Raw genomic sequence first — 17,511 nt, 5'->3', positions numbered from 1 at the left:
AGCGCCATGCTTAGTTAGCGTAGCGGGCTAAAAACATCGCTACGGTTTCATCAATAATATGTTGTAACTCTGGCGCGCTGGCCTGATGTAAACCAAATAATGCCGGATAAAACACGAAGGATTTCAGCTGATAAACAAACTGCTGGCTGGCGAATACTGTATCGGCAATGGTCAGCACGTTAGCCTGACAAGCTTGCTGCAGGAAATCGGCCAGGTAGCGTTTACAGCCCAGTGCGTTGTCATTCATTGTCTGGGCCAGTTCAGGCTGTTTCATCATCTGTACTATGGCAATTTTTGCTACCCGCAACAGCGGCTCTGAGCTAAGCAGGGCAACCTCGTCAGCGGCGATACGGCGCAACTGATCAGCAATGGGTAATGCCGGGTTAAATTGCACTTCGCCGCCCTGGCGCAGTTTGTCAGACATGCGCTGCAAAATAGCCTGAAACAGCTGTTCTTTAGTCGCGAAGTGATTATATACAGTGCGCTTGGACACCTGCGCCTGTAACGCCAGTTGATCCATGCTGGTGTGCTCTACGCCGAAGCTGTGGAATAACTCTTCCGCTGCATCAAGGATTTGCAGCCTTTTCTGTTCGGATAATTTCATATTTACACCTCTGATTGCGCAGGCATTGTAGCGCAGCACAGAAAAAAGTGCACTAAGTAGTTTACTTATTGCCGGCTTGATGTAAACTGCACCGTGTAGTTTATTGCCTGAGCAGTAATATCAGCATGGTGCAACGTATGCGAGTGATTACCCGATGTTTAACCGGGCTGCTGTGCAGCCTGACAGCCCTTGCGGCAGGAGCGTGGATAGTGAATAGCCAGATAACAGCGTCAACCGACAGCCAGAGCGTGCAGCAAAGCGCGCGCTATCAGGACGGGAAATTTCATAATGAGGCACCGTTTGAACAGCCGGGGCTGATGAAAACACTGGCGATTGCCAAGCGTTATTACACTGAGCCTGCTGTTGATAAAGTGCCGGCATTTCCGCTGCCGCTAAAACACATCAGCCTTGCAGAGCTTGATGCCTTGCCGGATGACAGCCTGCATTTTGTTAAGCTGGGGCATTCGTCAGTGCTGCTGAAAGTATATGGTGAATACTGGCTGCTTGACCCGGTATTTTCACAGCGGGCATCGCCGTTTTCGTTTTTAGGCCCTAAACGGTTTCACCCGGCACCTATCAGCCTGGCTGAGCTGCCACCAATTAGTAAAGTATTGATTTCACACAACCATTACGACCATCTGGACAAAGCCAGTATTAAGCTATTGGCGGATAAAACACAGCATTTTTTGGTGCCGCTTGGGGTTGAGGCTGATTTGCAAAAATGGGGTGTGCCAGCGGCAAAGATCAGCCAGTTTGATTGGTGGCAGGAGCTGACAACGGCTAATGCGCTGATCGCTTTTACGCCAACGCAGCATTTTTCCGGCCGGGGTATTGGCGATGGCAACACGACACTGTGGGGCTCTTGGGTGATTAAAACGGCTGCGGGTTCAGTGTATTTTAGTGGTGATTCCGGCTATTTCGATGGCTTTAAACAAATAGGCCAGAAATACGGCCCTTTTGATGTAGCGTTTATCGAAACCGGCGCTTACGACAAAGACTGGCCACACATTCATATGACGCCAGAGCAGAGTGTGCAGGCACACCTGGATGTTGATGCCAAAGTGATGGTGCCGGTGCATAACGGTACTTTCGATTTAGCGTTTCATGCCTGGTATGAACCGCTGGAGCGGGTAAGTAACGCTGCGGCGGCGCATGCCGTGGCATTATATACGCCGCATTTTGGTCAGGTTGCCAGCTTGACGGCGGCGAACTGGTATGGCGCTGGTCAGCATGCCTGGTGGCGTGAACTAATGCCCACTACACAACGGCAAGATGAGCTATTGGCCGAGTAATACTTTGATTTGGCTATTGTTAGCTTTAGGATAAATATTACATATTTATGTCTAAATTGGGTATAAATATTCAGTTTCTGCAATAAAAGTATCATCTCCGCTTTGTAATATTGGGTACAGCTATTTGTCGCTAACCCCTAATATTACAAAACGGAAATACTATGAAGTACCTCAATCAGCATCATCAGTCGTTGCCAGTTCAACCCAAAGCCCTAAGCCGAGTTATTCATCAGCTGTTGTTAGGCAGCCTGGTGTGTTTGCCGCTGCACAGCGTGGCGCAGACAGCTGAAGAGCAGAATGTTGAAGTCATTTCTGTAACCGGCTCTTACAGTAAAAGCCTGGAAAAAGCCGTCGATTTGAAACAAAGCAATATTGGCTTTTCTGATTCAATTGTTGCAACCGATATCGCCGATTTTCCCGAGCAAAACCTGGCGGAAGCCTTGCAGCGTATGCCGGGTGTAACGATAGAACGTAATAAAGGCCTTGGCGACAAAGTCAATGTGCGCAGCCTGCCTACTGAATTTACCCATGTGTCGATTAACGACCTGGCAACGGCGTCAGGCAGTGGCGGCCGTGATGTTGAATTTGATATTTTTGCCTCAGAAATTATTCAAAGTGTTACCGTACAAAAATCACCGACCGCAGCTGATGAAGAGGGCGGCATCGCCGGTTCGGTACAAATCAGTACTGCGCGGCCATTCGATTTCCCGGGCCGCAAACTGATCGTGTCGGCAGAAGGTGCGCATAACTCTATTTCTGAAGAAGTTGATCCTAAGTTCTCATTTTTAGCCAGCGATACCTTTGGCGATTGGGGCGCGTTGGTATCTTTTGCCAAAGCGCAACGCACTAACCGCACCGATTCCAACTCTGGCATCAATTTTCGCCCGTCAGGCCGCTTTTTAGAGCAACGAGGCTCAGACAGCAAGCTGGCTCGTGCAGATCAGGCTGTCGCCGTACTGGAACGGGATACCGGTATTGTGATTGACGACCGTTTTGATACTGACGTGACTAACCGCATTGTGTTTCTGGATAAAGCCGGCGATCGTGTGTACTTAAATGATCAGGATAAATGGGGCGCGACCTTATCGTTACAATACAAGCCGGATAACAACTTCAGCCTGACGTTCGATGGCATGCTGGGTGGCTATGACAACACCGAAGATGAATATGATGCTGCAGCCTATTCTGCTTCCAGTATCAGTACTTTTGAACAAATTCACAGCTACGATAATACCACCCTGGCTGCAGACGGCATTACCGTGCTAACCGATGTGTCGTACGCGGCGACACAACATGAGTTTTTAAGCAAAGAACGCATTAACAACACCGACTACAGTCAGTTCAGCCTGACGATGGATTGGATGATCAATGGCTTTGATATCCGCGCGCTGGCGGGTTACTCCGGTGCCGAGAAAACCACCGATTACGCCAACCTGAAGCACGTTGCCTATGCGCCGTCACGTACCCGTTATACCGCTAATGGCGGCGAAACCATTAAGAGTGATAATCCGGCCAGTATCGATATGTATGATGCAGCCGATAGTTACCTGTTTGAAGCTTATGAGACCGAGCTGGAAGAGGTAAGCGATGACAAATATGCACTGCAGCTGGATGTAAAAAAAGCGCTGCAGCTTGAGTTTATGCCAGCGTTGACCAGTGTACAGTTTGGGGCCCGTTATACCGATAAATCAAAAGAGCGTAATTTTGGCTCGGCAAAAATTCAGGGGCCAGCGGCGGGAGACTCATCCTGGGTAAACAGTCGTAAGCTTAGCGACAGCGAGCTGCAATGGGTAACCGATATTGTGCCGGGCGGTGCTTACAAAGCCAAAGATTTAAACTGGATGCAGGTATCTAACGCCTATGCCCGCGACACTTTCCGTTATGACGGTTTTGCTGTGCCATTTAACGTGGCCGATTATTACCGGGTAGATGAAGAAGTGCTGGCGCTGTATGCAATGGCGAACTTCGATTTCACCCTGGCTGGCAAACCCGTTGTGCTAAACGCTGGTGTGCGGGCGGTAGATACCTCAGTACTTTCATTTGGTTATCACCAGATCCAGAACGAAGACGGCTCTAACGGTTATACGCCAGCGCCGATTTCAAAAGAAGGTAGTTACAACGACATTCTGCCCAGCCTGAATATGACGGTTGAATTACTCGATGGCGTGCTGTGGCGCACGGCGGCATCTGAAACCTTAATGCGTCCGGCCCTGACTGACATTGCCTATAAACGCTCGGTCAGCTGGAACGAGTTCCGCTTTAAAGATGGTAACCCGGATCTGAAACCGACCATGGCGAAGCAATGGGAAACCGGTTTGGAATGGTATCTGGAAAATGGTGGTATTCTGGCTGCGTCATATTTCTGGAAAGACATTGAAGGTGTGGTACGTGAAGCACTGACCGGTGTGGTAAAAGATGTCGAAAAACGTAACGCCAACGGCACCCTGGATGGCTACTACGATTTTGATGTTTACCAACCGGTGAATGCCGAAGGCTCATACAAAGTAACCGGGCTTGAACTGATTGCACAGTTCCCGCTGGCTATTCTGCATGATGCCCTGGATGGATTTGGCGTTAACGCTAACTACACCAAACTGGATAACACCCTGACAGGCGCATCATCACTGGGTATTGATACGCCGCCGGAAGGCCTGGCCGACAGCACCTATAACCTGACATTCTATTACGAGAATGACAGCTTCGACGCGCGCCTGTCGTACAACTACAAAGACAAGTATGTAGAACGTATTGAACGCAGCATGTACCCGGTATACCGCGATGCTTATGGTCAGCTGGATATCGCCATTGGTTATCAGCTTACCGACAATGTTAAGCTGAGCTTAAAAGGCATCAATATGACCGACGAGGAAACCACCGGCTACACTATGGACCCGGCATTCCCGACGATGAACGAGTATTCGGGCCGTCGTATCAGCCTGGGGCTGCGCGCCGATTTCTGAGTGTTAAAACGATAATGGTAAAGGCCACAGAATACTGCTGTGGCCTTTATATTTTCTGATGCAACAAAACGGAATAAAGCGATGGCGTTATCACAGCTTAGGTTACTGACAAAGCGGCTGGTTACTGCAGGGCTTGCTGCTACTTTTTTGACTGCCGCTGTAATGGTGCAGGCGGCTGATATGCAGCCGGTGCAGATAGCATTCTTGCCCGATGTGCACTTTCACGATGTGTATGCTGATTTCAGTACTGACGGCTTTAGCGGCCTGGCTAACCGTAAAAGCGGTCAGCAAGCCGCTATCCGCACTATGGCCGCGCAACTTAAATCTACCCGGTTGTTTAACGAAAACTACTTTGCTTTTCTCGCGGCGCTGGACGACATTGCCGCCAAAGGGGTCAAGCTGGTGGTGTTGCCGGGCGATTTCAGTGACGATGGTCAGCCGGTACATGTGCGCGGGTTAAAGCAAGTACTGCAGCGTTATAGCCAGCAATATGGCATGCGGTTTTTGCTGACATTGGGCAATCATGATCCGGTGCGCCCGCTCAGCCATGCTGCTGGCAAAGCGGATTATTTGGGCGTTGATGGCAAGCCGCAACCGATATACAGCGCTGGTGCCGGTGGCTGCCAGGATAAAGCCACGGCATCGCCTGAAAATCGCCGTCTGGTGTGCTCAGATCAGGTAAAAGAAGCCGGCTACGTAGAGCTGATGACAGAGTTGTCAGGCTTTGGTTTTTACCCCACGGCGGATGATCTGTATTGGGAGACGCCATTCAGTGACTACTCCGCCAATGGGTATGAGCTGGCAACAGCGCAGGCTCAGGCAGATCTGCAGCAGCGGCAGTATCAAATTTGCCGTCAGGGCGGGGGCGCTTATCGTCAGGCGGGCTATACCGAGTGCCGTCAGGTGGTTGATGCAAGCTATCTGGTCGAGCCGGTACCGGGTTTATGGCTACTGGCGATAGATGCCAATGTTTATATACCGGATGAGGCAGAGCCTACAGGGTTTAAAGGTTCAGGTAATGCCGGTTACAACGCTGTGCTAAAGTACAAGCCGCATGTTATTGCCTGGGTGGAGCAGGTTGCCAAACGGGCAAAACAACAGGGCAAAACCCTGCTTACTTTTAGTCACTTTCCGATGCTGGAATTTTATCAGGGCCAATCTGATCATATTGCCAGTTTGCTTGGCAAAAACAGCGCCCAGCTGGGGCGCAAGCCAGATGACGAAGTAGGGTACACCTTAGCTAAAGCCGGTATCCGGCTGCATGTCGGCGGCCATATGCACCTGAACAATACTAATCTGGCCCATTACAGCGATGGCCGCTACCTGCTGAATATTCAGTCGCCATCGATAGCTGCTTATGTACCGGCTTACAAACTGCTGACGGTATTGCCTGACTATCAAGTCGAGGTTGATACCATAGTGCTAAACGAGGTGCCACGTTTTGACGAGCTGTTCGAGCATTACCGGCTTGAGCATCAGCAATTACGGCAAACAGATGCCGACGCAGCCTGGAACAGCGGAATTCTGCAGTCAGCGAACTATCGCGAGTTTGCCAACTGGCATTTGCGCGAACTGACACGGCAACGCTTTCTACCATCAGAGTGGCCGGAGGAACTGCGTACGCTGTTATTAGCGTTGAACGGAGAACAGATGGCAATCCTGACACAGCTGCAAACCGATATGACGTTGGCGCAGTTGCAACAGTCACCTGAGCAGCTTGAACAGCTGATGCAAAGCCCACAGTGGCAAACCGCGCGGCAAAAGCTGCAGCAGGATGCAGCAAAGGCAGGTGTAGTGCTGAATACCTTTGCCGGTTGGCATGGCTTTGATGTAGCGCTGGATTTTTATCGTTTACGAAATGCCGGCAGTCTGGCGCTGACCGATATCAGCGCAGAGCGGTTAGCACAGTATCGTTTTTTGGCCGCTCAGCTGGCCAGGCAAGCCACTGACAGACAAAACAGTGGTAGCCTGAGAGCATATGTCAGCAAACAGTTTGGCTTGCTGTTTGATATGCTGGCGGTGTTTAGCAAAGGCGTGTCCTATGATCATTTTCGCATTAATCTGCACACCGGCGAGCTAACCCCATTACCGCCAGACAGCGCAGATAAACCCTGACTGCGCTGTTTGCTCGCTGCTATCAGGGCAGTGGTTTCAATGCCAAATCGGTTAGCTGGCTGCGCAACCGCTGCATAAATTCCGGGTCCGGGTCGTTTTTCTCGGTAATGTAGTTGGCATCACGTTCTTTCCACCAGCGGGTACCTTTAAAAGCCTGGTACTCGCTGTGGCCCAGCACAAATTCAATCGGGTATTTACCGGCCAGATAGCGGATCAAGCGGGCATTAGCACTCAGTTGAGCATCTGTCATGGGCAAGTCGTTACCATCAGCAATATTTTCAATCCCTATAGCGGTGTAATTCAGGCCGATAGTGTGCCTTGCCATATAGGTTTCCGGCAGTAACTGATAAATAGTGCCGTCGCGGTCGATAACAAACTGGCTGGAGACATTCAGCTGGCCGCCGCTGCGTATACCGTCGCGGGCGGCAGGCAATTCAGCCGGATCAAAAGCTGCAAAGGTTTGCTCTAAGGTTGGGATCACAGTCCAGTGCACCACGACCATCGTCGGGGTAATCGTCGGTTCTTGCTGTTCGATACCATAACGCTGTTTCAAATACTCCAGCGTAAGCGCCGTTCTGGTGTCATTCATTTGTATCGGCTTTTGTATTATGGTCAGTTCAGGCTCACTACAGTGGGCTGTCGCCATAAATAACCCCATTACGCATAATAATAAATTTTTCACCTTCTCTCCGTGTTGTATATTTTATACACAGAGTGTTTTTATAGCACGCAACAAAGTAATACCGTTGCAGCAAGCGACAGGTGGTGAAAGAAAAGCGTTGGAGTGAGACAGCTATAGTATGCGTGGTAAGAATGGTGGCCCCAGCTGGACTCGAACCAGCGACCGATCGATTATGAGTCGAGTGTCTAACGTATTTTCCCGCATTGCTTTACATATCAAAACTAATAAAAAAACAGTAATTTAGCCTTAAACCCCTTTGCTGGCGCGTTGCTCGAAATTGATGTATATTGAAGCAATTCCGATCCGCAGCCGATCCGCAGCTTTAAAACAGCAAAAAGCCCCGCAGGTGCGCCAACACCTAGCAGGGCGAACCAGAAGAACCAAAAGGGGGTTCAAATGGCTACAGCAGATTCTACCACCAAAGCAACAAGCGCCAGCAACAAAGTCAGTTTTACGGCTGGCCGTGTTGATGCTTTTCAGTGTCCCGAAGGTAAGCGAGATGGGTTTTTATGGGACACTAAGCAACCCGGATTAGGGCTAAGGGCTTTTGCTTCAGGTAAGAAAACTTACATTTACCAAGTATGGGTTAATGGCAGAACTCAACGAGTAGTAATTGGCCCCGTTGAAAGTTTCGATATTGAGCAAGCCAGAGCAGAAGCTAAAAAGTTGGACGCATTAGCCAGCCAGAACATAAGCCCGGCCAAGGTAAAACGAGAAAAGGCCGCCGCTGAACTGGCAGAAGAAAAGGAAGTAAAACGGGGCTCAGTAACATTCGGCACGGTATGGGCTGAATATGTAGAAGCCAACAAGGGCGACTGGGGGCAAAAGCATTACCGCGATCATATTAATTTTGTGCAAGCTTCGGGTTTATCTTGTGACCGTGGCCGCCGGGTGACAAAAGCAGGCTGTTTATTTCCGCTGGTTAGTGTAAAGCTGGGGGAGTTAACCGCCGCTGTCATTAAACGCTGGTTAGACAACGAGAACAAAACCCGCCCCGGCGTTGCAGCGCAAAGCTACCGCCTGCTGTTTGCTTGTTTAAGCTGGTGCAATGAACAGCCAGACTATGCCGGGCTGGTTGATGTTGCAGCGCTGAAAAGCAAAGCAGTGAAAAAGACCGTTACCAAGTTAAAGCCCCGTGATGATGTTTTGCAGCGTGAGCAGTTACCCGCTTTTTTTGCTGAACTGCTGAAAATATCAAACCCCGTTATTGCCGCTTATGTGCAAGCCTTGCTGCTAACAGGAGCCCGGCGAAATGAGTTAATGGCCCTGCAATGGTCAGATGTGGATTTTAAATGGCACAGCATGACTATACGCGACAAAGCCACCAGTAAAGGCAGCGTTGACGGGGTGCGCGTTATTCCGTTAACCCCTTATGTTGCCAGCCTGCTTAATCAGTTACCCCGCCGCAATCAGTGGGTTTTTTCTAGCCCTTCAGGTAAAGACGGCAGGCTAGTAGACCCCCGCAAGAGTTTTGACCCCGCAGTCATTGCCGCAGGTATTGAAGGTTTAACCTTGCACGGTTTACGGCGCAGCTTTGCCACCTTATCTGAATGGGTAGAAGTTCCCGCCGGGGTGGTGGCGCAAATTATGGGGCATAAGCCCAGCGCGACTGCTGAAAAGCATTACAAGCAAAGGCCGCTGGACTTGCTCAGGGTATGGCATGAACGAATAGAAACATGGTTTTTAGTTCAGGCCGGGCTTATTGCGCCTGCCAATGGTGAGCAGCGTTTAACTGTGGTTAAGGGGGCGTGATGGATGAGTATAAGAAAAAAGTCATACTAGAGCGCTTAAAGACCACAGGCCAATATGAAGAGTTCATAAAGGCAATAAAAGCGGCAGGAAAAGACCCGTGGATTTTATTTTATGAATCGGGTCAGGTTGTAGTTATGGGGGACGAAGGAGGAAGATTTACAAAGACCGGGCGCACATTTTTTGATTCAGAAGGCATGAAAGAGGAAAGTAGAGCGTTTTCATTAAACACTAAAAGAATGATAGGTTTTGTCGTTGAGTTTTTGAGAGAGCAAGGAATAAAACTTAGAGATGATATAACCGGGATGGCATTATCTGGGGCGAAAATCAGGGAATCAAACCAATTTGAAAGGGATAGTAAACTTGATTTGGCTGCAAGGTACTTGGAATCAGGAGACGCTGCATTAGACGAAAGAAATACCGTAGAAACCCGACTGGCCGCAGCTTATGAACTCGGGAATATCTGGCGTTGTATGGTAGTGAACAACTTTTATGGACAAACACAAACCAAAATCGCTAAGCAAGAGCGAAAGAAAGGTTTGAATAGTGTGTTTTCTAAGCTAAAACAAAGAAAAGTTGCCGGTGCCAGACCAAAAGAGTTATGGCCTGAATTTATTGATTTACTTCAGGCTGACCATGAATCTTTTGATAAGGTGATCGAATTGGTCTCAAACCCAGCAAATTGCAAAACTTGGTCGGTTCAATTTTCACTTATTCCTGATAGTGATAACGAAGAGATAAAAGAAGAAACTATGAAGTACGATCGCTTTGTTAGGCGCTTGAATGAGAAATAACAACGTCTAGCCGTGGCTAACACCACTTCATTTTTAAGGTGCTAATACCAAACAACACGAGGTATTAGCATGAACACGATTACATTCACACCGCAAAACCTAACCACTGAACAATTCGCCGAACTGCTACACGGCAAACCCAGCACAATCAGAACCCGTCTTTGTAAAACGGGTTCATTCTACGGCATAAAACCGATCAAATTACCTTCAGGCCGTTTGCTTTGGTCTGCTGAAGCGGTACAGGCTTTTTTAGCCGGTAAGGGGGTTTAATTATGATATTACGCCAAAAGCACGCCCAAAGCGCAGAGATACAAGCGCGGAAAGTATTTAAGTTTATGCTGGCGAAGGGTTCAATTAATCGTTATGAAGCCGATCGGCTAGGAGTTTGCCACCTTGCAGCGCGGGTACAGGATTTAGAGCGAAAAGGCTTTTTATATCGCTATAACGATGAAAACGGCGTTGCAGATTTTCATGGCATAAAGCACGACAAAATACGCCGCTACTTTATCGACTGGGAGAATATGACCCCAGAAGCACGGGCTTACTTTGTGGGGTGGATTAATGGCTGAACCACAAAAACAAAACCCCGCAACCGGGCAAGTTAACGGGGCTTTGCAATCATCTTTCACAGGCAATAATAGCACAAAACTTAACCTGTCCAGAACACTAACCGGGGGCGCGGGTAATACTCAGTTGCAGCCGTTTAATGTATCGCTGTCTGAACTGGTTGCCATGTTTCAGCTTGAACAGGTCAAGGCGGGCCCAAAGGAAGGCCCTTATTTTGTGCGCGGTAGCTGTGATGGTGCACGCAGTGATGCGGCAATGGCACTGGCCGAAAACCTGTTAATCATTATTGATGGTGATAGCTCAATCAGTGATGCTGGCGAAATTGTAGAAGGTGCGCCCGATCCTAAGCTGGCGCATGAAGCTATGAGACAGGCAGGCATTGAGCACGTTATTTACACCAGCCACAGCCACCAGAAGCACGGCCAGGATTTTAACAAGTGGCGTCTAGTGGTGCCAAGTGATGCCACAGCCTACAGCTTAACCAGTGGCGTTGATGCCATTCTTGATATTTTGCATTTAGCAGGGGTTAAAGTTGCCCCGGTAAGTGAGAATAACAAGCTATCACAGCCTTGGTTTTTTCCAAGGTTAGACGCTGGCCGGGCTGCTGTTTACTATTGCGCCAGCTATGAAACAGGGCAGCCGTTTAAGGTGCCTGAAAGCCTACCGGAGCCAATACAAGCGCCAGCCAGTGCAATGCCTAAGCGCCAAGGTGAAAGCGTGGTACAGGCTTACTGTGACCGCTACCCGATACGCCAGAAAGTTGCAGAAATGGGCTTTAAACTCATTCGGGAAAATCGTTATTTACCGCCTGAAAGCAAAAGCGGGGTAGCAGGCGCAAAAATACTAACCGGGGAGCGAGACGGGCGCGAAAGGCTGTACATTCACAACACCAGCCACAAGCTAAACGGCAGGGGGTTAGATTCCTTTGATCTGTACTGTGAAGATGAACACAACGGCGATTTTAAAGCCGCTGTAAAGGCCGCTGCTGAATTGTTAGGGCTGGCTGCTACCGATGATGCTTTTGCGCTGTTTATCGCTTCAGAAGATCAAACAGAAGTGCCAGAGCCAGACCCTTTGCCTGTTGATGTGTCAGGGGTGAGCATTGAGAACCCGCCGGGGTTAGCGGGTGAAATTTGCCAGCACCTAAACAAAACAGCAAACCGACCTATACCGCTGATTTATCCCATTGTTGCTTTGCAAATGCTGTCACTGGCCGCAGGCAGCCGCAAAGGGTTAGACGGTATTAAGTTAAACCTGTTAACGCTGGCGATTGCACCCAGTGCCGCAGGAAAGGAGCACGGCCAAAGCTGGTTAGCGCAAACCGCCGCTGAATTAAAGTTAGGCCGTCATGTTGTCGGGGGTATTTCCTCAGATGTTGATATGATCCGAAACTTTGTAGACGGTGACGGGCGCAGCTGTTATCGCATTGATGAAATTCAGGGCTTGTTTAACGCTATAAAAAGCAAAAACGCCAACACCTATGAAAGCAAAATAGGTGACTTAATTCTGACGCTGGCAACGTCAAAAGTTTATATGTTTAACGGCAACCACCGCCGCCAGTTTTTAAAGGAAATTGATTACGAAATAGACCACCTGAAAAAACGCATTACCAAAGCCGAAGAAGCACCAGCAGCGGGGGAAGAAGCGCCAGACGTTGAAAAACTTAACCGGGCTTTGCGTTGGCTATTTAAGAAACGTGATTTTATCGAAAATGGCTGGCCTGATCCTGTGGTATCGATTATGGGCCATTCTACCCCCAGTGGGCTTGATAGCCTTATCACTGAGGAAAATATAGGCAGTGGCTTAATTGGCCGTTGTCTGGTGATACGGTGCGCGGAAGAACGCGAAAAGCTACAAAAGGTAAAGGAAACGCCTTTTTTCGGTGAGGTGAACACCCTTAACCGCTTGCACCTGATTAATAATGGCAGCTTGCAACCGCTCAGGGTTAGCGCAGAAGCCCGGCAAATGCTCGAAGCAATACAAAGTTATTACGACCAAGACCAGCGACTTAATGCCCCGGTAATGGGTGCCATTTATGCGCGGGTAATGGAACAGGTAAACAAGGTGGCAAGCCTGCTGGCGCTCGAAGCTGAAGAAATAAAGCCAGAACACGTTAGCTACGCTTTTGCCTTGGTTGCCCGGTGCATTGATGATATTGCCTATTTACTGCAAAAGGACGCAGCACAAAAAGCAAACGCCACCATTGCTGATATTGCAATGCACACCAGAGCAGAAATTAAACGCAGGTTGGCCACCAGCCAAGCCAAAGCGGAAGGCATAACGCCAAGTGCCTTAAAGCAGGCAGTTTTAAAATGCTTTGCCAAGTTAAAGCAGTTAACCGAACAGCACAGCAAGAACCCAAAAGTGGAAGGCAAACCAGACCTATACGAACAGATCATTAAGCGCATGGAAGAAGTGGGAGACCTTCAGCTAAAGCAGGCTGGCAAAACAAAACGCTACGTTTTAACCGGGGGCCGCTAAATGGCCCTTTCTATTGGTGGCCGGGCTTTTTTTTATCTGCTTTATACCTTCTTTATACTGCGGGGGTATAACGCAAAGCCCTTTATTTATAAGGCTTAGAGGTATCTTTATACCTTTATACCATTATTTCTTCTTTTTTATTAATCATCTGTTTTTATACCTGAAAAACTGAATATCTGTATTTATAGGGAAATTCACGGTAAAGGTATAAAGCAGCCTGAACCCCAAGCCCGGCGGGGCTTTTGCTTTATACCGGGCAAAGTATAACGATGGTATAAACCTAGATTTCAGCTAAGTGCGTAATATAAATTTGAAACTGTACCTAATTAGAGTTAAAACATTCTTCAAAAGAAAAGACAGGGAGTACAACCATGGAAGATAAAGAAACCAATTCTGTTAAAGAAGAAACATGGCAAGATCGTGTAAATAAATACGGCAAACAGTCTGGGAGTAATAATCCAAAATTCCAAGTGGTAATAATGGTAAAACAGTAGCAATCGTAATACAGATAATTTTGGGATTAATTATCGTATTATTTTTAAGATCATGCTTTTCTGACTCACCAGAAAAAGCAGAGCAAAGAAAAGAAAAAGCTGCTGCACGAGCAGAGAAAAACTGTAAAGATACTTCGAGCGCTTTTGTTATGTCACAGTATTTTGTGAAGCAACGTTTGAAATCACCTGCAAGTGCTGAATTTCCCTCTAGACCAGTAAAAGCAGAGTACCTTGGCAACTGCAAAACATTAATAGTTGCGACGTTTGATTCGCAGAATGGGTTTGGCGCAATGATTCGCGGCCGTTATGTTGTTGAGATGACTTATCACAAAGATAGTGATAAATGGTCAGCTAGTTCGCTAGTAATTGAGTAAGAAGCATTAACAATTATGACAAGCACAGAACACCAACAACACCGTCAGCACGTTTTAAGCGTGGTTTTTTCACTTGTAAAAACAGGCTGGCAAATTCCAAGCTACCAAAAAGCAGTAGCCTACCTTAACGAAAAAGAAATCCGCACCGCGAGGGGGAACCCTTGGACAAGAAAACGATTATTCAGATTCCTGCAAAACGCTGGCTATTCTGGGCTGTGGGGATTAAGCAAAGAGAATAAAGCACCAGCGATAGCCAGCGAGTAATGAGCTATTACCTTAAGATTACCCTAAGGTTTACCCTGATATTACCCTAATGGCATTTTGCTACCAGTACGCGTAATACTAAGGTTTCACTAAGGGTAATGTTTTAGTAAGGGTTTTAATCTTGCTGTGAGACAATGGATTGAATTTCGCCAAAATTTACAGGTGACGAAGCTAAAAGCAGTTTTTTCCTGAAAATATCATAATCGCTATTTGTAAACTTGCACCTTTTATAAAAAGCGAGCAACTTATTTTCTAAATCCTTTGTAAGACGATGCCTTGATGCGGTAAATGAATATGCTAAGTGAACCAAGGCTTGACGATGCTTCCCCTCTAATCTAAGAACATCTGCCAAATCTCTGTCTACAGTACCTAACAAACTTAATGTGTCGCGGGTTGAAAAACCGCCTGATTGATTGACGTGCTTTGCATAGAAATCTTTTTGCTGGTGTAAGTGCCGCCACGCATCATCGAAGCGCTTTTCTTTTATTGCCAATTTTGCTTTTGTTTTTTGTTCCCCAGCAAAAGACAAATAGTCTTGCAAATTATTCCAATGCATCTAACAGCCCGCATAATTTTTGCTATCAGTTGGTAAAAGCTAGGACAGTAGGCCACAAAATTCAAATGGTATTTTCATACCCATTAAAAGGGTATTTTCAGAGCCCCTAAAGTAAAAACCAACTCTATAAAAAGCGCCAGCGAATATCTAAAGTAGCTAAAAATAGAAATACCCTTTCAGCTACTTTTTTAGCAATTCCGATCCGCTACCGATCCGCAACTTTAAAATAAGATTTTTTGAAATTGAGAATTTGACGTAAGTCATTGAAAAGAATGGTGGCCCCAGCTGGACTCGAACCAGCGACCGATCGATTATGAGTCGAGCGCTCTAACCAACTGAGCTATGGGGCCATGTGAAACTTTTGTAACAGCTGCCAGGGTACATCCTGTAGCTTCATTCCGGCTCGACCATCCACGGTCTCGCCTTCGTGTCTTTCGGTGTGACGTTAAGTCACCCCTCATCGCCTAGCGGCGACCGCCCCTCAGCCAACTGAGCTATGGGGCCATTCGCTATAAAGCGGCAGGCAGTATAAAAACTTTTGCGGTCTTTGTCATCCGGCTTGTTACGCTAAGTGTGGCTAATTGCTGATTTTTTAAGCTTATTCGGCCGAAAATAATAAAGGCGCCTGTTGGCGCCTTTATCCGGATAGCTGCTTTACTCGTCGAGGAAGCTTTTTAATACTTCTGAACGTGACGGGTGGCGCAGTTTACGCAGCGCTTTGGCTTCGATCTGACGGATACGCTCACGCGTTACGTCAAACTGTTTACCGACTTCTTCCAAGGTGTGGTCGGTATTCATGTCGATACCAAAACGCATCCGCAGTACCTTGGCTTCACGTGCTGTTAAGCCTGCCAGTACTTCGTTGGTCGCGTTTTTCAGGCTTTCCATGGTGGCCGAGTCCAGCGGCGATTCGCCGGTGGCATCTTCGATAAAATCGCCCAGATGTGAATCTTCATCATCACCAATCGGCGTTTCCATCGAAATAGGCTCTTTGGCAATCTTCAGTACTTTACGGATCTTATCTTCCGGCATTTGCATGCGCTCAGACAGTTCTTCCGGTGAAGGCTCGCGCCCCATTTCCTGCAGCATCTGGCGTGAAATACGGTTCAGCTTGTTGATGGTTTCAATCATGTGCACCGGTATACGGATGGTGCGGGCCTGGTCAGCGATAGAACGCGTAATAGCCTGCCGGATCCACCAGGTAGCGTAGGTTGAGAACTTATAACCACGACGGTATTCGAACTTATCTACTGCTTTCATCAGACCGATGTTACCTTCCTGAATTAAATCCAGGAACTGTAAGCCGCGGTTGGTGTACTTCTTCGCGATAGAAATAACCAGACGTAAGTTAGCTTCAACCATCTCTTTTTTCGCGCGGCGGGCTTTAGCCTCACCGATTGACATACGACGGTTGATATCTTTAATTTTAAAGATGCTTAAGCCGGTTTCTTCTTCAATTTTTTTCAGTTTTTCAATGCTGCGTACCAACTCTTCGTGCTGCTCTTTCAGCTTCAGCGAATAAGGTTTATTGGCGGCGATTTCGGCGTCCAGCCACGCAGTTGATGTTTCAAAACCGGTAAAGGCTTTGACGAAATTTTTCTTCGGCATTTTGGCGTATTCAACGCAGTGTTTCATCACAATGCGTTCTTGCACCCTTACGCGATCCATCATTTCGCGCATGTTTTTCACCAGGCGATCGAATTGCTTCGGTACCAGGCGGAAACAACGGAATACTTCACTCAGCTTCTCAATTTCAGCTTTAGTGGTAGCGTGCTCACGGCCATTTTTGACGATAGAGTTACGGGTTACTTCGTACTGGGTACGCAGTTCGCCAAACTTTTCGCGCGCCATTTCCGGATCCGGGCCGCTGTCGCCGTCATCTGAATCGCCGTCAGAATCGTCATCGTCGTCTGAATCGTCGTCATCGTCCATTTGATCTTCTGGCACGTCAGAACCGATGTGGCTGCCAGAAATTGGCGCTTCATCAATATCGTTCGGGTCGATAAAAGCAGTAACGATGTCGCTTAAGCGGATTTCTTCCGCTTCGTATTTGTCCCACTGCTCCAGCAGGTAGGTAATAGCTTCAGGATATTCAGCAACAGAGCTTTGTACTGTGTTGATACCATCTTCAATCCGCTTGGCGATATCAATCTCACCTTCACGGGTTAACAGCTCAACAGTACCCATTTCACGCATATACATACGCACCGGATCGGTGGTACGGCCCAATTCTTTATCAACGCTTACCAGCGCCTGGGCAGCTTCTTCTACTGCGTCTTCGTCTGTGGTGGCATCAGCCATGATCAGATCGTCGGCATCCGGGGCGCTTTCAAACACCTGGATCCCCATGTCGTTGATCATGCGGATAATGTCTTCTATCTGATCAGAATCGATAATGTCTTGCGGCAGGTGGTCATTCACCTCAGCAAAGGTCAGATAACCTTGCTCTTTACCTTTGATGATCAGGAGTTTTAACTGCGACTGAGGATTTTGCTCCATAGAGACTTATCTTCCACCAATGTTGATTAATGTAAAATTGCGAACTAGCGATTATAACAAAGCGCAGCTTTTCTAGCCAG

General features: G+C 47.8%; 15 protein-coding genes and 1 tRNA gene. 11 read left to right on the top strand and 5 right to left on the bottom strand.

The features are described 5' to 3' along the window. Window positions 1-10: 10 nt before the first annotated feature. Window positions 11-604 (bottom strand): TetR/AcrR family transcriptional regulator, encoded by a 594-nt coding sequence (locus AC5SV9_RS07945; RefSeq protein ID WP_475147859.1) that lies wholly within the window; start codon window positions 602-604, stop codon window positions 11-13. A 209-nt stretch (window positions 605-813) separates the two neighbouring features. Between AC5SV9_RS07945 and AC5SV9_RS07940 the strand changes: the two genes are divergently transcribed. From AC5SV9_RS07940 to AC5SV9_RS07930, 3 genes are all read left to right on the top strand, one after another. Beyond that, window positions 814-1,896, top strand: coding sequence for an MBL fold metallo-hydrolase (locus AC5SV9_RS07940; protein ID WP_475147857.1), 1,083 nt, complete (start codon window positions 814-816; stop codon window positions 1,894-1,896). A 161-nt stretch (window positions 1,897-2,057) separates the two neighbouring features. After that, window positions 2,058-4,856: a TonB-dependent receptor gene (locus AC5SV9_RS07935; RefSeq protein ID WP_475147855.1), complete on the top strand. Its 2,799-nt coding sequence runs from the start codon at window positions 2,058-2,060 to the stop codon at window positions 4,854-4,856. Between the two features lie 81 nt (window positions 4,857-4,937). Further along, window positions 4,938-6,971, top strand: coding sequence for a metallophosphoesterase (locus AC5SV9_RS07930; protein WP_475147853.1), 2,034 nt, complete (start codon window positions 4,938-4,940; stop codon window positions 6,969-6,971). A 22-nt stretch (window positions 6,972-6,993) separates the two neighbouring features. Here the strand turns inward: AC5SV9_RS07930 and AC5SV9_RS07925 are convergent, their stop codons facing one another. Further along, the gene (locus AC5SV9_RS07925) at window positions 6,994-7,653 is read right to left on the bottom strand and encodes a peptidoglycan recognition protein family protein (RefSeq protein WP_475147852.1); all 660 of its coding nucleotides are present in this window, start codon (window positions 7,651-7,653) and stop codon (window positions 6,994-6,996) included. Window positions 7,654-8,049: 396 nt separating this feature from the next. Here AC5SV9_RS07925 and AC5SV9_RS07920 point away from each other — a divergent pair, with 396 nt between their 5' ends. The 8 genes from AC5SV9_RS07920 (at window position 8,050) to AC5SV9_RS07885 (ending at window position 14,376) form a co-directional block, all read left to right on the top strand. After that, window positions 8,050-9,405: a tyrosine-type recombinase/integrase gene (locus AC5SV9_RS07920; protein ID WP_475147850.1), complete on the top strand. Its 1,356-nt coding sequence runs from the start codon at window positions 8,050-8,052 to the stop codon at window positions 9,403-9,405. Beyond that, the gene (locus AC5SV9_RS07915) at window positions 9,405-10,196 is read left to right on the top strand and encodes a hypothetical protein (RefSeq protein ID WP_475147849.1); all 792 of its coding nucleotides are present in this window, start codon (window positions 9,405-9,407) and stop codon (window positions 10,194-10,196) included. Before AC5SV9_RS07920 ends, AC5SV9_RS07915 begins: the two co-directional genes overlap by 1 nt. A 69-nt stretch (window positions 10,197-10,265) precedes the next feature. Continuing rightward, window positions 10,266-10,466 carry a helix-turn-helix domain-containing protein gene (locus AC5SV9_RS07910; protein ID WP_475147847.1) on the top strand — a complete coding sequence of 67 codons (201 nt, stop codon included), beginning with the start codon at window positions 10,266-10,268 and terminating at the stop codon, window positions 10,464-10,466. Between the two features lie 2 nt (window positions 10,467-10,468). Then, complete coding sequence (locus tag AC5SV9_RS07905; protein WP_475147846.1) at window positions 10,469-10,765, top strand: helix-turn-helix domain-containing protein; 297 nt, start codon at window positions 10,469-10,471, stop codon at window positions 10,763-10,765. After that, the gene (locus tag AC5SV9_RS07900; RefSeq protein WP_475147844.1) at window positions 10,758-13,244 is read left to right on the top strand and encodes a YfjI family protein; all 2,487 of its coding nucleotides are present in this window, start codon (window positions 10,758-10,760) and stop codon (window positions 13,242-13,244) included. Before AC5SV9_RS07905 ends, AC5SV9_RS07900 begins: the two co-directional genes overlap by 8 nt. 371 nt (window positions 13,245-13,615) lie before the next feature. Continuing rightward, window positions 13,616-13,738 carry a hypothetical protein gene (locus AC5SV9_RS07895; RefSeq protein ID WP_475147841.1) on the top strand — a complete coding sequence of 41 codons (123 nt, stop codon included), beginning with the start codon at window positions 13,616-13,618 and terminating at the stop codon, window positions 13,736-13,738. Between the two features lie 20 nt (window positions 13,739-13,758). Continuing rightward, the gene (locus tag AC5SV9_RS07890; protein ID WP_475147838.1) at window positions 13,759-14,112 is read left to right on the top strand and encodes a hypothetical protein; all 354 of its coding nucleotides are present in this window, start codon (window positions 13,759-13,761) and stop codon (window positions 14,110-14,112) included. Window positions 14,113-14,127: 15 nt separating this feature from the next. Continuing rightward, window positions 14,128-14,376 carry a recombinase family protein gene (locus AC5SV9_RS07885; protein WP_475147836.1) on the top strand — a complete coding sequence of 83 codons (249 nt, stop codon included), beginning with the start codon at window positions 14,128-14,130 and terminating at the stop codon, window positions 14,374-14,376. A 115-nt stretch (window positions 14,377-14,491) separates the two neighbouring features. On the opposite strand, the gene AC5SV9_RS07880 is transcribed toward AC5SV9_RS07885, so the two are convergent. The 3 genes from AC5SV9_RS07880 to rpoD form a co-directional block, all read right to left on the bottom strand. Then, a complete protein-coding gene (locus AC5SV9_RS07880; RefSeq protein ID WP_475147834.1) occupies window positions 14,492-14,932 on the bottom strand; it encodes a hypothetical protein in 441 nt (146 codons plus the stop codon). A 273-nt stretch (window positions 14,933-15,205) separates the two neighbouring features. Then, window positions 15,206-15,282, bottom strand: a tRNA-Ile gene (locus tag AC5SV9_RS07875). Between the two features lie 304 nt (window positions 15,283-15,586). Next, entirely contained in the window at window positions 15,587-17,431 is a 1,845-nt protein-coding gene (rpoD, locus tag AC5SV9_RS07870; RefSeq protein WP_475147831.1) for an RNA polymerase sigma factor RpoD, read from the bottom strand. Between the last annotated feature and the right edge of the window lie 80 nt (window positions 17,432-17,511).

This window comes from Rheinheimera sp. ATLC3, assembly GCF_059429535.1.
Note: the sequence above shows the minus strand (reverse complement) of the source record. Positions and strands in the feature narration are given on the sequence as shown.

Coding starts and splice junctions, on each gene's coding strand:
- AC5SV9_RS07945 (WP_475147859.1), bottom strand. CDS start 604: ATGAAATTATCCGAACAGAAAAGGCTGCAAATCCTTGATGCAGCGGAA.
- AC5SV9_RS07935 (WP_475147855.1), top strand. CDS start 2,058: ATGAAGTACCTCAATCAGCATCATCAGTCGTTGCCAGTTCAACCCAAA.
- AC5SV9_RS07930 (WP_475147853.1), top strand. CDS start 4,938: ATGGCGTTATCACAGCTTAGGTTACTGACAAAGCGGCTGGTTACTGCA.
- AC5SV9_RS07920 (WP_475147850.1), top strand. CDS start 8,050: ATGGCTACAGCAGATTCTACCACCAAAGCAACAAGCGCCAGCAACAAA.
- AC5SV9_RS07915 (WP_475147849.1), top strand. CDS start 9,405: ATGGATGAGTATAAGAAAAAAGTCATACTAGAGCGCTTAAAGACCACA.
- AC5SV9_RS07910 (WP_475147847.1), top strand. CDS start 10,266: ATGAACACGATTACATTCACACCGCAAAACCTAACCACTGAACAATTC.
- AC5SV9_RS07905 (WP_475147846.1), top strand. CDS start 10,469: ATGATATTACGCCAAAAGCACGCCCAAAGCGCAGAGATACAAGCGCGG.
- AC5SV9_RS07900 (WP_475147844.1), top strand. CDS start 10,758: ATGGCTGAACCACAAAAACAAAACCCCGCAACCGGGCAAGTTAACGGG.
- AC5SV9_RS07895 (WP_475147841.1), top strand. CDS start 13,616: ATGGAAGATAAAGAAACCAATTCTGTTAAAGAAGAAACATGGCAAGAT.
- AC5SV9_RS07885 (WP_475147836.1), top strand. CDS start 14,128: ATGACAAGCACAGAACACCAACAACACCGTCAGCACGTTTTAAGCGTG.
- AC5SV9_RS07880 (WP_475147834.1), bottom strand. CDS start 14,932: ATGCATTGGAATAATTTGCAAGACTATTTGTCTTTTGCTGGGGAACAA.
- rpoD (WP_475147831.1), bottom strand. CDS start 17,431: ATGGAGCAAAATCCTCAGTCGCAGTTAAAACTCCTGATCATCAAAGGT.